Raw genomic sequence first — 14,489 nt, forward strand, 5'->3', positions numbered from 1 at the left:
CTCCCGCCAAGGCATCGGCTGATCCTCCCAGCCGACAGAGAACTGTCACCCATCCATCCGGTCTACTGTGTTACCTCTCTATCCGGTCTGGACACCCTTCTTCCTTCTCCCCTTGGTGGCGCAAAGCGCCGGATGAGGGGTTCTATCGGCGAATTCAACTGCGAGAGGGACTCGCGGAGAGAACCCCTCACCCGTCTCGCCGCTAGCGCGACGAGCCACCCTCTCCCACAAGGGGAGAGGGAAAGGATCCTTCCTCCGCCAGCCTGAACCGTAGCGTGAATTCGGCGCCGCCGCCGGGGAGGTTGTCCACCGCAACCGTGGCGGCGTGATCGTCGGCGACGCCGCGCACGATCGAAAGGCCGAGGCCCGCGCCGTCGCTGCGCTGGCGATCCCTGCGCCAGAAGCGCTGGAAGATCAGCTCGCGTTCGGCTTCCGTGATGCCCGGACCGCAATCGCGCACGCGCACCGAACCATCGTCGCCGACCTCGACGTCGACCGAGGTCTCCTTCGCGGTGAACTTGATGGCGTTTTCGGCGAGGTTGAAGACCGCGCGCTGGAGCATCTCGGAATTGCCGTGGATCATCACCGGCGCGTCGGCGCCCCGGAGCGCGATGTCCTTGTGCTGCGCGATCGCGAGCGGCGCGATTGCGCCGACCACCTCCGCACAGACAGCGCGCAAATCCGCGGTCTCGCCGGGATCGAGCACCAGCGTGTCGAGCTCGGCGATCTCCAGGAGCTGAGCGACGATCCGGCTCATGCCTTCGATGTCGTCATGCAGCGCTTGCCTCGCCGCACTGTTGCCGAGCGTCTCGATCCGCGTGCGCAGGATCGCAAGCGGCGTGCGCAGTTGATGCGCAGCGTCGGCCGTGAACTGGCGTTGCACGCGAAAGCCGTCCTCGAGACGATCCAGCGCCCGGTTGACGGCGGTGACGAGCGGCATGATCTCGCGCGGAATCTGCTCCGTCGGCAGGCGGATGTCGGTACGCGACGGGCCGATATTGCTGGCCTCCTCCGAGGCCATCCACAACGGCGCGATCGCGCGGCGGAAGATGATGATATCGATGGCGAGCAGGATCAGGAGAATGGGGATGGTGATCCAGCCGACCCGGCGGAAGAAGTTGGACACGATGTCGTCGGTGATGACGTCGCGATGCGACAGGTCTTCCGCGACCTGAATGCGAACAATGGTGTCGCCGATCGTCTGGGACACGTCGGCGCCGGAGATCGACCCTGATTCCACGTCACCGGTCTTCTTGTGCGACGAGAACAGGACGCGGCCGTCGGCATCGCGGATGTCGTACTGGTAGCGGCCATAGGCTTCCGAATAGAGGCCGCGCAGGCTGTCGGGCAGATTGAATGTCACCCTGCCGTCGGGCTGGACCGCGATACGCTCGGCCAGCGTCTCGGCCTGGGCGCGCATCGCCGCGCGATGCAGCTGGTCGATCTCGGAGTTCAAGAGCCAGAACAGGACCAGCGGCAGGAAGATCGCGACCACCGCGACCGCGATGATGTGCAAGAACACGATGCGCGAGATCAGCGATTTGAACGACGGCCTGGCGAACAACCCGGCGGCCACGCTATTTCTCCTCGGCCATCATGTAGCCGACGCCGCGGATGGTGTGGATCACGACCTTGGCGCCATGCTCGGCAAGTTGCTTGCGCAGCCGGGAAACGTACACCTCGACCGCATTCGAGGCGACCTCGCCATCGAGCCCGAAGATGTGATCCTCGACGTTCTTCTTCGGCACCACCCGCCCCTGCCGGCGCAGCAGGATCTCCAGCACCGAGGTCTCGCGCGACGAGATGATGCGCGGCTTGTCGTCGATGAAGATCTGGCGGCTCTCGGTATCGTAGACGAGATTGGCAAGATGCAGCGAGCGGCCGAGCAGCTGGCCCGGACGACGCAGAATCGCCTCCAGCCGCGCCACCAGCTCCTCCATCGCGAACGGTTTTGCCAGGTAATCGTCGGCGCCGCTGCGCAGGCCGTTGACGCGATCCTGCACGCCGCCGCGTGCGGTCAGCACCAGCACCGGCAGCGGTTCCATCTGCCGTCGCAGTTCGCGCAACACCGACAGGCCGTCGCCGTCGGGCAGGCCGAGATCGAGGATCATCGCGGCATAACTGACATTGTGCACCGCCTCGCGCGCCTCCGCGGTGCTGCCCACGATATCGCTCTCATAGCCGGCCGCCGAAAGCCCGCTGGCCACGAGCTTCGACAGCTCGACATTATCTTCGACGATCAGAAGACGCATCATATTCCCGGCGGATGTTCCGGTGTCGCCGCACGGCTCGCGCCGCACCCTCGCTCTCATCCACCATTCCGGGCGTCTCGGCCAGCGAAAAACAACCCGACCGGCCGCTCGTCCATCTGTCAGGTTCATGTAAGCCCGAGCCACGCGTATCGGCTGCGGAAGTCGCCCCATGCTTGATAGAACATTGCCGCGACAAGGCAAAGCCCCGGAGCTTTCGCTCCAGGGCCGTGCTCGTCAGCTGGGAACGCGCTTCGCTCAGCTCTGCGAATTGCGCGCCATGAAGTTGTCGTAGCCGACTTCGGCGACCTGGAACCACTGATAGCCGTTGTTCGAGAAGGCCGTCAACGACTCGTACACCTTCTTGAAGTCCGCGTTGGTGGACGAGACCTCCGCATGCAGCTCCTTGGCCGCCTTGAAGGAGGCCTGCATGATCTCCGGCGAGAACGGATGCAGCTTGGCGCCCGCGGCGAGCAAACGGCGCAACGCTTGCGGATTGGATTGATCGTACTTCGCCATCATCCAGTTGTTGGCAAAGTGCCCTGCCTGCTCGAGAATGCTCTGGTAGTATTTCGGCAGCGCATTCCACTTATCCTGATTAACGAAGGCGAGCAGGATCGGTCCGCCTTCCCACCAGCCGGGGAAGTAATAATGCGGCGCCACTTTGACGAAGCCGAGCTTCTCGTCGTCATACGGGCCGACCCATTCGGCAGCGTCGATGGTGCCCTTCTCCAGCGCCGGATAGATGTCGCCGCCGGCGATCTGCTGCGGCACCGCGCCGAGCTTCTGCAGGACCCGGCCGGCAAATCCGCCGATGCGGAATTTCAGACCTTTGAAGTCCTGAGGCGTCTTCACCTCCTTGCGAAACCAGCCGCCCATCTGGCAGCCGGTATTGCCGGCGAGCAGCGAGACGACGTTGTACTTCTTGTAGAACTCGTTGAGGATTTCCTTGCCGCCGCCGAGCATGTACCAGGCCTGATTGATGCGCATGTTTGGCCCGAACGGCACCGACGAACCGAAAGTGAAGGTCGGGTCCTTGCCGAAATAGTAATAGGACGCCGTATGGCCGATCTCGCAGGTGCCGTTCTGCACGGCGTCGAGCACCTGAAGGCCGGGCACGATTTCGCCGCCGGCAAACGTCTGGATCTGGAATTTGTTGTCGGTGGCTTCGGCCACCATCTTGGCCATCATCTCGGCGCCGCCGTAGAGCGTGTCGAGCGATTTCGGCCAGCTCGTCGGCATGCGCCATTTGATTTCCGGCATCGACTGCGCGATCGCGGGCGCCGCGAGCGTGGCGGCGCCGGCGGCACCAAGTCCTGTGACCTTGATGAAGTCTCGTCTCTTCATGGTTTCCTGCCCTGATGGATGGTGATTGTGGGCCTTCTTGCCGAGGCTTGGCGGCCAGCATGGCGCAACGCTCTCGCAATTTCCATTGTGATCGCACTGCGGTAAAAGAAAAAGGGCCGGCCTTCTCCTGGGTCAGGCGGACACGGTCGCGATCATTTCGGATTAAACGATGATCGCCTTTTGCCACTGTTTTGCCCGACGTGTCAAATGGCTTCGAAGCTCGGGCTGAGCCCAACTCCATCCACGCGTCATTGCGAGCGCAGCGAAGCAATCCAGAATCTTTCCGCGGAGGGACTCTGGATTGCTTCGCTGCGCTCGCAATGACGGCGTGGGAACAGACGCGCGCCAAACACCGATGTCGTTCCCGGGATTCGTCGTCAGGCAAATCGCAGCACTAACTTCGACTACGCGCCGATTACCCTTCCCTCCGATTTATCCCGCCCCGCCAAACCGTTGGCCGCCGCCACCGGGCAACATGCCATCACCCCGCCTCTACTGTGCATGGGGTTGTTTTGCGGATTTTTGTTCGGCATGCGCTGTCGCCACCGCGCCCGCGGCAATGAAAAGCCCGGCCTCGCGAACGAGGCCGGGCGATTCAGTCTGACAGCTTGAGCTTGGATCAGCCGCGGGTGCGCGAGCGGATCATGAAGCTGTCGTAGGTGTATTCGGCGACCTGCCACCACAGGTACTCGTCCGAGCGGTAGGCCTGCATGGCGTCGATCGACTTCTTGAAGTCGGGGTTCTTGGCCGAGATCTCGGCCCACAATTCGTTGGTGGCCTTGAGGCAGGCTTCGAGCACCTCGTTGGTGAAGGGACGAAGCTGGGTGCCGCCGGCGACCAGACGCTTCAGCGCGCCCGGGTTCACCATGTCGTAGCGCGCGGCCATCCAGGTGTTGGTGTTGACGGTCGCGTTGGTGAGGATCGCCTGATAGGCCTTCGGCAGCTCGTTCCACTTGTCGATATTGGCGAAGGCGTGAACGGTCGGACCGCCCTCCCAGAAGCCCGGATAGTAGTAGTACTTCGCGACCTTGGCGAAGCCGAGCTTCTCGTCATCGTAGGGGCCGACCCATTCGGCGGCGTCGATGGTGCCCTTTTCCAGCGACGGATAGATGTCGCCGCCGGCAAGCTGCTGCGGCACCACGCCGACCTTCTGGAGCACCTGACCGGCGATGCCGCCGATGCGGAATTTCAGGCCGGAGAGATCGGCAACCGTCTTGATCTCCTTGCGGAACCAGCCGCCCATCTGGGTGCCGGTGTTGCCGCAGGGGAAGCCGACCACGTTCGACTTCTTGAAGAACTCGTTGGCGAGCTCGTTGCCGCCGCCCTGGTACAGCCAGGAATTCTGCTGGCGCGCGTTGAGGCCGAAGGGCACCGACGCGAAGATCGCGAAGGTCGGATCCTTGCCGACGTAGTAGTACGACACGGTGTGGCACATCTCGACGGTGCCCTTCTGCGTCGCATCCAGCGCCTGAAGGCCGGGAACGATTTCACCGGCCTGGAAGACCTGGATCTGGAACTTGTTGTCGGTCATTTCGGCGACGTACTTCGCCATCTGCTCGGCACCGCCGTAGATGGTGTCGAGCGACTTCGGGAAGCTCGAAGTCAGGCGCCACTTGATCTCGGGCGAGGACTGCGCAATCGCCGGCGAGGCCACCGCGGCGGTCGCCGCCGCACCTGCCGCCGACACTTTCAGAAAATCACGACGCTTCATCTTCAGGTCTCTCCTTGTTGGGGCTTTTCCCCTAACTTCCTCTTTGCTGCCGCTCATTCCGGCGACGCGATGTAGGCCGCGTCGAACCGAAGGGGCTTCGCTGCCGTGGGCCTTTAACACGGAAGCCCCTGCCGCGGAACGCGACAATGGCATGACGGGGGGCGACGAAAGTCGCATGTCCCCGGACAATCGGCTCAGGCGGCTGCGATGACGCCCTTGAGCTGGTCCCGGACCTGTCCCGCGATGGCGCGATAGATCGCCGCATGGGGGCCGTCCGGCTCGCTGTCCACGACCGGATTGCCGGCGTCCGAGCTGGCGCGAATCGCCATGTGCAGCGGGATTTCGCCCAGGAACGGGACTGCGAGCTTCTCGGCCTCGTGGCGCGCCCCGCCATGGCCGAAGATATCGGATTTCGTGCCGCAATGCGGACACTGGAAGTAGCTCATGTTCTCGACGATGCCGAGCACGGGCACGTTGACCTTCTTGAACATGGCAAGCCCGCGCCGTGCATCGATCAGGGACAGGTCCTGCGGGGTCGAGACGATCACGGCGCCCTTCAGCGGCACGTTCTGCGCCAGCGTGAGCTGGGCATCGCCGGTGCCCGGCGGCATGTCGACGACGAGCACGTCGAGCGTGCCCCACGCGACGTCGCGCAGCATCTGCGTCACCGCCGACATCACCATCGGGCCGCGCCAGATCATCGCGGTCTCTTCCTCGACCAGGAAGCCGATCGACATGATGGCGAGGCCGAAGCGCCGGAGCGGAATCATCTTGCGCTCGGCGTCGAGCTCCGGCTTCTCGTGCAGGCCGGTCAGGCGCGGCATCGACGGGCCGTAGATGTCGGCATCGAGCAGCCCGACCTTGAGGCCGAGGTCGCGCAGACCCAATGCCAGGTTGAGCGCGGTGGTCGATTTGCCGACGCCGCCCTTGCCCGAGGCCACCGCGATCACGGCGGCCACGCCCGGAATTTCGGACTGCCGCGCCATCGGCGATTGGACACCGCCCTGCGGCGGCGGCTTGTGGGCATGGACCGGCTGCACACCGGGCGCGCCGCGGCTCGGGGTTGGCGGCGGTGGCGGTGCGGCGCCGGCCTTGCGCTCGGCAGTCAGCGCCACCATCGCGGTGGTGACGCCTGGAATGCTGCGTACGGCGGCCTCGGCTTCGGCACGGACGGATTCCCAGGCCCGCGCCTCGGCGGCATCGACATTGATCGAGAAGAACACCTTGCCGTCGGACGCGCTGATCGCGCTCAGCACATTGGCATTGGTGAGCGCGACCCCGCGGGGCGACTTGATCCTGGCGAGGCTATCGAGAACCTGTTGCTGCGTGACGCTCAATGCGCATCTCCTAAAGTTCAGGATGCCCCATTAGAGCGGAAACGGCCAAAAGGCTACTGCTTGCCGATATCGTCAGCCATCTCGGCGGGCCCGGGCACCTGGCAGGAGTCGAATTTCATGCCCTTTGAAGCCAGCCGCTGCCTAAGGTCCGCCATCCTAGCACAGGAGGCCGCCAAACGAAGCCGTTGCCCTCCGGCCGCAAGGGTTTATGGTGCGCCCGGTCCGCCCAAGAGCGGAACCTCAGGACCCCGGCTGGCGTCCCTCGCCCGGCTGCAACCGTAAAACTCAAGCTACGGACACACACATGGCTAAAGTCGCTTTCCTCGGTCTCGGCGTGATGGGCTTCCCCATGGCCGGACACCTCGTGAAAAAAGGGGGCCATGAGGTCACCGTCTACAACCGCACCGCGGCCAAGGCGAAGGAGTGGGCGGACAAGTTCGGCGGCAACACCGCGGCGACCCCGAAGGCCGCGGCCGAGGGCCAGGATTTCGTGATGTGCTGCGTCGGCAACGACAGCGATTTGCGCGCGGTCGCGATCGGCGCAGACGGCGCCTTTGCCGGCATGAAGAAGGGCGCGACCTTCGTCGATCACACCACCGCTTCCGCCGAAGTCGCGCGCGAGCTCGATGCGGCTGCGACCAAGGCCGGCTTCAAGTTCATCGACGCTCCCGTCTCCGGCGGCCAGGCCGGTGCCGAGAACGGCGTGTTGACGGTGATGTGCGGCGGCACCGAGGGCGCCTATGCCGGGGCCGAGCCGATCATCGCAGGCGCCTACGCCCGGATGTGCAAACTGCTCGGGCCCGCAGGCTCCGGCCAGCTGACCAAGATGGTCAACCAGATCTGCATCGCCGGCCTCGTGCAGGGCCTCTCCGAGGGTATCCATTTCGCCAAGAAGAGTGGCCTCGACGTCGCCGCAGTGATCGAGACCATCTCCAAGGGCGCCGCGCAATCGTGGCAGATGGAGAACCGCTACAAGACCATGAACGACGACAAGTACGATTTCGGCTTCGCGGTCGAATGGATGCGCAAGGACCTCTCGATCTCGCTGGCCGAAGCCCGCCGCAACGGCGCCAATCTGCCGGTGACCGCGCTGGTCGACCAGTTCTATGCCGAGGTCGAGAAGATGGGCGGCAAGCGCTGGGATACGTCGAGCCTGCTCGCGCGCCTCAATCGCTGACCTGACACTGCCTTGCTGACAGCGATCGCCGCCATCTTCATCCTGACCTATGTGGCGATCGCGTTCGAGCATCCCCTAGGGATCAGCAAGACCGCAACCGCGCTTCTCGGCGCGGGACTGCTGTGGACGATCTACGCGGTCAGGATCGGCGATCACGCGCTGGTCAGCCATCAGCTCGACGAATCGGTCGCCTCCACAGCGCAGATCGTGTTCTTCCTGATCGGCGCGATGACCATCGTCGAGGTGATCGACGCCCATGACGGCTTCGAGGTCATCACCTCGCGCATCAACACCACGAGCCAGGTCACACTCATGTGGCTGGTTGGCTTCGTGGCGTTCTTCCTGAGCGCGATCCTGGACAACCTGACCACGACCATCGTCATGGTTTCGCTGGTCCAGCGTCTCATCGCCAGACGCGAGGACCGCCTGCTGTTCGCCTCCCTCATCGTCATCGCCGCCAATGCCGGCGGCGCATGGACCGTGATCGGCGACGTCACCACGACCATGCTGTGGATCGGCGGACAGATCACGCCGTTGAACATCATGCGCGTAGTGTTCCTGCCCTCCCTGGTCAATCTGCTGGTGCCGCTGGCCTTCATCAGCCTGTCGCTCAGGGGCAAGACCGTCGCGGCACCGTCGAGGGACACCGGATTGCTCGCCGTCGACCGGTTCGAGCGCAATCTGATGTTCTATCTCGGGCTCGGCGTGCTGATCGCGGTGCCGGCCTTCAAGACGGTCACGCACCTGCCGCCCTTCATGGGCGTGCTGCTCGGCCTCGGCATCGTCTGGCTGGTCGGCGAGGTCGTTCATCGCGACAAGGACGAGCACGTGCGCGGTCCCCTCTCGCTCGCGCATGCGCTGACCCGGATTGACATGGGCTCGATCGTGTTCTTCCTCGGCATTCTGCTGGCGGTCGCCTGCCTCGAGCATGCCGGCCTCCTGACGATGCTGGCCCGATGGCTGGAGGCGACCATCGGCCGCCAGGACGTCATCGTCGTCGTGCTCGGCCTGCTCAGTGCGATCATCGACAACGTGCCGCTGGTCGCAGCGACCATGGGAATGTACGACCTCGGCCACTACCCGCCGGACACCTTCCTCTGGGAGTTCATCGCCTATTGCGCCGGCACCGGCGGCTCGATCCTGATCATCGGCTCTGCCGCGGGCGTTGCAGCCATGGGGCTCGAGCGGATCGAGTTCCTCTGGTACGCCCGCCGCATCGCCGTGCCCGCGCTTGCGGGCTATCTGGCCGGCGCCGTGATCTACGTCGCGCAGCATGCCTGGCTGCATTGAGGGGCGACTGCCGGATCCAAATTAACGCCGGGTTAACGTAATTCTTTAGCTCCTTAAGTCACCTCTTAAGGATTTCTTGCCAGAGATAGACAATGCAGAAGGCCCGCGTCCGACGTGGGCAGGAATCGTTGTTGCTTGATGAGTAACCCCGCTGAAAAGCCTGAAGTTGTGCAGCTTCCGGCCGAGCCAATCAGCGCTCCGTCGGCGAGCAGCCGAAGGGCTGCGTCGCAGCGGGTGCGCGAGGCGCGCGATAAGTTAACGTCGACCAGCGGAACCCGGCCGGCCTTCGACGCCGAGCTGTTGCGCCAATATGCCCAGACGCGACTGTCCGCCTCCTATGTCGTGCTGCTGCTGGTGGTCGCCACCGGCGTGCTGTTCGGACTGTGGATGCAGCCGATCCCGGCCGCGGCCTGGACCGCCGGCATGATCTGCCTTCACGGGGCGATGATCCGCAGCTGCCGCCGCTTCCTGGCCGAGCCTGCCTCACCTGCGGCGACGCGTACTTGGCGGACACGCTTTGTCGTGCTCGATCTGCTCTACGGCCTGTGCTGGATGGCGATCCTGATTCATCCCGTGCTCGACATGGTCACGGAATCGCTGATGATGTTCCTGATGCTGCTGGTGATCGCAGTGTCGAGCATGTTGGCGGCCAACCTGCCGATCGCGGCCCTTGCCGCCACCGCGCCGGTTGCTGTCGCAATGGCGTTGAGCTTTGCGATGAGCGGTTCGCTCGACAACTATATCCTGGCCGGGCTCGCGCTCGCGGCCGAAGGCTATTTCGTGCTGCTGGCACATCGCCTGCACTCCTCGACCTTCGCTACGCTCGAGGCGCGCGCCGAGAAGGACGCGCTGATCGGCGAGCTTGAGCAGGCCAAGGCGATCTCCGACGAGGCGCGCCACCGTGCCGAATCCGCCAACGTCGCCAAATCGCGCTTCCTTGCGCAGATGAGCCATGAGCTGCGCACGCCGCTCAATGCCATTCTCGGCTTCTCCGAGGTGATGAAGAGCGAGATCTTTGGCGCGCATGCGGTTCCGGTCTACAAGGAATATTCCGCCGACATCCATAATTCCGGCGTGCACCTGCTCAACCTCATCAACGAGATCCTCGATCTGTCGCGGATCGAGGCCGGCCGCTACGAATTGAACGAGGAAGCGGTGTCGCTGGTCGGAATCGTCGCCGACTGCCATCATCTGATGAAGCTGCGCGCATCCAGCCGCGGCATCACCATCCACGAGGTGTTCGAGCACGCCATGCCGCGGCTTTGGGCCGACGAGCGCGCGATCCGCCAGGTCGTGCTCAACCTGCTCTCCAATTCGATCAAGTTCACCCCGCAAGGCGGCGAGATCTGGCTCAAGGCCGGCTGGACCGCTTCGGGCGGCCAATATCTGTCGGTGAAGGACTCCGGTCCCGGCATCCCCGAGGACGAGATCCCGGTCGTGCTCGCCTCGTTCGGCCAGGGCTCCAACTCGATCAAATCGGCCGAACAAGGCGCGGGCCTCGGTCTGCCCATCGCCAAGAACCTGATCGATCTGCATGGCGGCACGTTCACGCTGAAGTCGAAGCTGCGCATCGGCACCGAGGTGATCGTCACCTTCCCGCCGGAGCGCGTGATGAGCGCGCTCGCGCCGCTGTCGGAGGATGCGCCGCCGCTCCAGCCGGAGAGTGCCATGGTGCCCGACGAGAAGCGCCGGCCGCGGCACAAGCCGATCATGAGCGCGGGCACGGGCTCGTAAACACATGCTTGCAGACATGCCCGCCAATCCTTCACTATGCCCGGATGAGCAAAGAAACGCCGTGTGTCGCCGTCTGCATGATCGATCCCAGGACCAAGCTGTGCTTCGGCTGCGGCCGGACATTGCCGGAGATCGCGCGCTGGCACGCCATGGAGAGCGCGGAACGGCTCTCAGTGATGGCGCTGTTGCCAGCGCGCCTGGCCGATGCCGGCCTGCAGCCGATCGCGGCATCGTCGAAACGCACCTGACCGGTGAGCGTGCCATCGGAGGCGCGCGATGATCCGCTTCCTGCTCGTTCTCATCACGCTCGCCGCCACGGCCGGCGCCGTGGTCGCCTATGGCGATCCCGACCAGATCGCGCGCGCGAGCCACAAGGTCTCGCACATTTTTCGCGCGCAAACGCCAACGCCTGCCCCCGCCGTGCAAATCCCACGCGGCCAGGGCGGCGAGTTCGCGCTGCGCGCCAAGATCAACGGCGTGGCCGCACCCATGGTGATCGATACCGGCGCCACCTCCGTGGTGCTGACCTGGGAAACCGCGAAAGCGATCGGGCTGCCACTCGATATGCTCGAATATGACGTCGATCTCGAGACCGCCGGCGGCCGCACCAAGGCGGCGCGGCTCACGATCGACCGTCTCTCCGTCGGCCATCTCGTCGAGAAATCGGTGCCGGCCCTCGTCGTCCAGCGCGGGCAGATGAAGACTAATCTGCTCGGCATGAGCTTCCTCGACCGCCTGGAGAGCTGGGGCGTGCGGTCCGATACGCTAATGCTCACCGGCTACCCGGAGCTCCAGAGCAGCCACCGCCGCTCGCGGACGGCGGTCGATTAAGGGCGGCGCTCGCCGTCCGCGCACGATCACTTCGACAGACCCGTCAGCCATCCACCGAACGACCACAGCTGTGGCATTTACGCCATTTACAAACCGTCTAGTCGGTTTATAAGGGAACTGTTCCCGGATCGGGGTTGGACGTGCGCCGCTCTGCGTGACGGAGGCGGCCGAGTGGGAGATTGAAAATGATGACTACCAGAGCCGCCTTACGCCGCGCGATGCGCACCCTGCCCTTTGCCGCGGCATTCGCCGCAGGCAGCGCCAGCGCAGCCGATCTGTCGCCGCGTTACGCCGCGCCGGCCTACACGGCACCGCAGCCTGTCTATTCCTGGACCGGCCTCTATGCCGGTCTCAACGCCGGCTACGCCGAGAGCGGCGACAACGCCTTCAGCAATCTCGTCGGGGTGAGCGGCGGCAAGGTCAAGGGCGCGCTCGGTGGTGTGCAGATCGGCTACAACTACCAGCTCTCGCCGATGTTCGTGGTTGGCATCGAGAACGACTTCGAAGGCGGAGACATCAAGAACCACGACGCGATCAACAGCGCCGCGATCAGCCTGCCCTGGTACATGACCGGCCGCGCCCGCGCCGGCATCGCGACGATGGATTCACGGCTGCTGTTCATCGGGACCGCAGGTCTTGCCGCCGGCGAATTGAAGGACGGCCCGATCAACAAGATGAAGATGGGCTGGACCGCGGGCGGCGGCGTGGAATGGGCGTTCCTGCCGAAATGGTCGGCCAAGGCCGAGTATCTCTACACCGAGTTCAAGCACGACGACCTGCCGGATTGGAACGCTGCGAAATTCCACAGCTTCCGCGTCGGCGTGAACTACCATTTCGACCTGTTCCGCTGAGCATAATCGAGAGAGAGAGAGAGAGAGAGAGAGAGAGAGAGACGGATTCTGCGATCCGGCTCTTTCTCGTGGCTAGGCGGCCTCCGCCGGCGCGCGTGCACCAACACGCGCGATCGCATCACGCAAGACGTCGACGCCGGCGCCCGGCTTCACACCGTGCTCGGCGAGATGGCGGCGGAAGGCGCGCGCGCCGGGCACAGCGTGGAACGCACCGACGAAGTGGCGTGTGATGGCATGCAGTCGCGTGCCGCGCGCGAGCTGCGCCTCGATGTAGGGCATCATCGCCTCGAACGCGTCCTGTATGGTCGCATGTGGTGCCGCCTCGCCGAACAGCTCGGGATCGACCGAGAGCAGCCGCCACGGCTCCTGATAGGCGGCACGGCCGAGCATCACGCCGTCGACATGCGCAAGATGCGCTTTCGCCTCCTCGATACTCGGAACGCCGCCGTTGATGATGACGGGCACATCCGGCATCGCGCGCTTGAGCCGATAGACGCGGTCATAGTCGAGCGGCGGGATGTCGCGGTTCTCCTTCGGCGACAAACCGTTCAGCCAGGCCTTCCGGGCGTGCACGATCAGCGCGTCGCAGCCCGCAGCGACCACCGCGTGCGCCAACGTATCGAGCGCGACTTCCGGATCCTGGTCGTCGATGCCAATGCGGCATTTCACCGTGACGGGAATTGAGACTGCGCGCTTCATCGCCTCGACACATCGCGCGACGAGCTCCGGCTCCGCCATCAGACAGGCGCCGAAGCGTCCGTCCTTCACGCGATCGGACGGGCAGCCCACATTGAGATTGATCTCGTCGTAGCCAAAACCCTCGCCGATCCGCGCGGCTTCAGCGAGGTCGCGCGGATCCGAGCCGCCAAGCTGTAGCGCCACCGGATGCTCGGTCGCGTCGAAGCCGAGCAGCCGCTCCCGGTCGCCATGAATGATGGCGCCGGTGGTCAGCATCTCCGTATAGAGCAACCCCCGCCGTGTCAGGTGTCGGTGGAACACCCGGCAGTGCCGGTCTGTCCAATCCATCATGGGGGCAACGGAAAATACGTGAGCTAACATGTTGTTTTCATTAAGTTTTACGACCTCTGTCGGTCCAATCGACTTTGGTCCGACGGACAATCTGAAGCGTTAGAGCTAAAGCATTCTCCTTTCTTTTCAACGGTTTAATCTGATCGCTCGATTATTTCCGCTTATTTCGACCATGCCCGGTACTGCACGGCAGTAAAAAAATGCCCGTGCAGTACCGCTCCTCGACAAAGTGTTTTGGCTACGCCAGCTCGTCGAATTTGAAATGGGAATGGCACTGCCGTGACTTAGACGCCTGACCGGTCAGCGGTGCGCGCGAGACCTATGTGGGTTCGTTCGGCGTAACCGCCCGATCAGAAAACAGATCACGCGTACCCAACACCTTGTAACCTATCGCCTGATAGCCAACACGGCGTTTCGCAGCCATGCGGGCCAGGACCGGCACTCTCATGTCGGCATAATCATAAATGATCACCTCGCGCTTGACGTCGTTGAGACGATGCAACCGTCCGGCGTACTGAGCGAGGGTACCTTTCCAAGCAATTGGCATGGTAAGAAAGAGGGTGTCGAGGCGGGAATCATCGAAACCTTCGCCGAGATAACGTCCGGTCGCGACAATGACACGTTCCTCGGCTTGGGGAATTGCAGCGAGCCGCGCGGCTATGTCGCGGCGCTGCTTTTCGCTTTGCCCACCGCGCAATACGACGACATGTTTTGCGAAACGCTCAAGACGCTTTGCGATGATCTCCAAATGGGCGGTACGCTCGGTTATCACGACGGGTGAACGGCCCGCTTCCAGCGCAGTCAAGACGTCATCAAATATGAGATCATTGCGTGCTTCGATCGTGTCCCGTAGCGTGGTGTAGCTGGCGGTGGATCACCGCGTTCGCCGGCGAGAGCCGGGCTGGTCAGCTGGCGATAGCCGTGAGGCTGACG

General features: G+C 63.9%; 12 protein-coding genes and 1 pseudogene. 6 read left to right on the forward strand and 7 right to left on the reverse strand.

What is annotated here, in order from left to right:
• Positions 1 to 202: 202 nt before the first annotated feature.
• The 5 genes from ABID59_RS37145 to ABID59_RS37165 all read right to left on the reverse strand — a co-directional run bounded on the left by ABID59_RS37145 (position 203) and on the right by ABID59_RS37165 (position 6,644).
• Positions 203 to 1,576: a sensor histidine kinase gene (locus ABID59_RS37145; RefSeq protein WP_354086643.1), complete on the reverse strand. Its 1,374-nt coding sequence runs from the start codon at positions 1,574 to 1,576 to the stop codon at positions 203 to 205.
• Position 1,577: 1 nt separating this feature from the next.
• Positions 1,578 to 2,252 (reverse strand): response regulator transcription factor, encoded by a 675-nt coding sequence (locus ABID59_RS37150; RefSeq protein ID WP_148753957.1) that lies wholly within the window; start codon positions 2,250 to 2,252, stop codon positions 1,578 to 1,580.
• 255 nt (positions 2,253 to 2,507) lie between these two features.
• Positions 2,508 to 3,596 carry a TRAP transporter substrate-binding protein gene (locus ABID59_RS37155; protein WP_148753945.1) on the reverse strand — a complete coding sequence of 363 codons (1,089 nt, stop codon included), beginning with the start codon at positions 3,594 to 3,596 and terminating at the stop codon, positions 2,508 to 2,510.
• Between the two features lie 619 nt (positions 3,597 to 4,215).
• On the reverse strand, positions 4,216 to 5,307 hold the full coding sequence (locus ABID59_RS37160) for a TRAP transporter substrate-binding protein (protein ID WP_148753946.1): 1,092 nt from the start codon (positions 5,305 to 5,307) through the stop codon (positions 4,216 to 4,218).
• A gap of 194 nt (positions 5,308 to 5,501) precedes the next feature.
• Complete coding sequence (locus ABID59_RS37165) at positions 5,502 to 6,644, reverse strand: Mrp/NBP35 family ATP-binding protein (protein ID WP_354086644.1); 1,143 nt, start codon at positions 6,642 to 6,644, stop codon at positions 5,502 to 5,504.
• A 280-nt stretch (positions 6,645 to 6,924) separates the two neighbouring features.
• On the opposite strand from ABID59_RS37165, the pseudogene ABID59_RS37170 reads away from it, so the two are divergent.
• The 6 genes and pseudogenes from ABID59_RS37170 to ABID59_RS37195 all read left to right on the forward strand — a co-directional run.
• Positions 6,925 to 7,821, forward strand: a pseudogene (locus tag ABID59_RS37170) (NAD(P)-dependent oxidoreductase); the annotation flags it as partial.
• A 12-nt stretch (positions 7,822 to 7,833) separates the two neighbouring features.
• Positions 7,834 to 9,111: a sodium:proton antiporter NhaD gene (gene nhaD, locus ABID59_RS37175; protein WP_354086645.1), complete on the forward strand. Its 1,278-nt coding sequence runs from the start codon at positions 7,834 to 7,836 to the stop codon at positions 9,109 to 9,111.
• 138 nt (positions 9,112 to 9,249) lie between these two features.
• A complete protein-coding gene (locus ABID59_RS37180) occupies positions 9,250 to 10,845 on the forward strand; it encodes a sensor histidine kinase (protein WP_148753950.1) in 1,596 nt (531 codons plus the stop codon).
• 44 nt (positions 10,846 to 10,889) lie between these two features.
• The gene (locus tag ABID59_RS37185; RefSeq protein ID WP_148753951.1) at positions 10,890 to 11,093 is read left to right on the forward strand and encodes a DUF1289 domain-containing protein; all 204 of its coding nucleotides are present in this window, start codon (positions 10,890 to 10,892) and stop codon (positions 11,091 to 11,093) included.
• 28 nt (positions 11,094 to 11,121) lie between these two features.
• Positions 11,122 to 11,676, forward strand: coding sequence for a TIGR02281 family clan AA aspartic protease (locus ABID59_RS37190; RefSeq protein WP_148753952.1), 555 nt, complete (start codon positions 11,122 to 11,124; stop codon positions 11,674 to 11,676).
• A gap of 188 nt (positions 11,677 to 11,864) precedes the next feature.
• On the forward strand, positions 11,865 to 12,527 hold the full coding sequence (locus tag ABID59_RS37195; protein ID WP_187435169.1) for an outer membrane protein: 663 nt from the start codon (positions 11,865 to 11,867) through the stop codon (positions 12,525 to 12,527).
• A gap of 72 nt (positions 12,528 to 12,599) precedes the next feature.
• Here ABID59_RS37195 and dusA read toward each other — a convergent pair whose 3' ends face one another.
• Positions 12,600 to 13,586, reverse strand: a complete 987-nt coding sequence (dusA, locus tag ABID59_RS37200) for a tRNA dihydrouridine(20/20a) synthase DusA (protein WP_354086646.1) — start codon at positions 13,584 to 13,586, stop codon at positions 12,600 to 12,602.
• A 289-nt stretch (positions 13,587 to 13,875) separates the two neighbouring features.
• Complete coding sequence (locus ABID59_RS37205) at positions 13,876 to 14,361, reverse strand: DEAD/DEAH box helicase (protein WP_354086647.1); 486 nt, start codon at positions 14,359 to 14,361, stop codon at positions 13,876 to 13,878.
• Positions 14,362 to 14,489: the final 128 nt, after the last annotated feature.

Source organism: Bradyrhizobium sp. S3.3.6, assembly GCF_040546905.1.
Lineage (GTDB): Bacteria > Pseudomonadota > Alphaproteobacteria > Rhizobiales > Xanthobacteraceae > Bradyrhizobium > Bradyrhizobium cytisi.

Coding starts and splice junctions, on each gene's coding strand:
- ABID59_RS37150 (WP_148753957.1), bottom strand. CDS start 2,252: ATGCGTCTTCTGATCGTCGAAGATAATGTCGAGCTGTCGAAGCTCGTG.
- ABID59_RS37155 (WP_148753945.1), bottom strand. CDS start 3,596: ATGAAGAGACGAGACTTCATCAAGGTCACAGGACTTGGTGCCGCCGGC.
- ABID59_RS37160 (WP_148753946.1), bottom strand. CDS start 5,307: ATGAAGCGTCGTGATTTTCTGAAAGTGTCGGCGGCAGGTGCGGCGGCG.
- ABID59_RS37180 (WP_148753950.1), top strand. CDS start 9,250: ATGAGTAACCCCGCTGAAAAGCCTGAAGTTGTGCAGCTTCCGGCCGAG.
- ABID59_RS37185 (WP_148753951.1), top strand. CDS start 10,890: ATGAGCAAAGAAACGCCGTGTGTCGCCGTCTGCATGATCGATCCCAGG.
- ABID59_RS37190 (WP_148753952.1), top strand. CDS start 11,122: ATGATCCGCTTCCTGCTCGTTCTCATCACGCTCGCCGCCACGGCCGGC.
- ABID59_RS37195 (WP_187435169.1), top strand. CDS start 11,865: ATGACTACCAGAGCCGCCTTACGCCGCGCGATGCGCACCCTGCCCTTT.
- dusA (WP_354086646.1), bottom strand. CDS start 13,586: ATGTTAGCTCACGTATTTTCCGTTGCCCCCATGATGGATTGGACAGAC.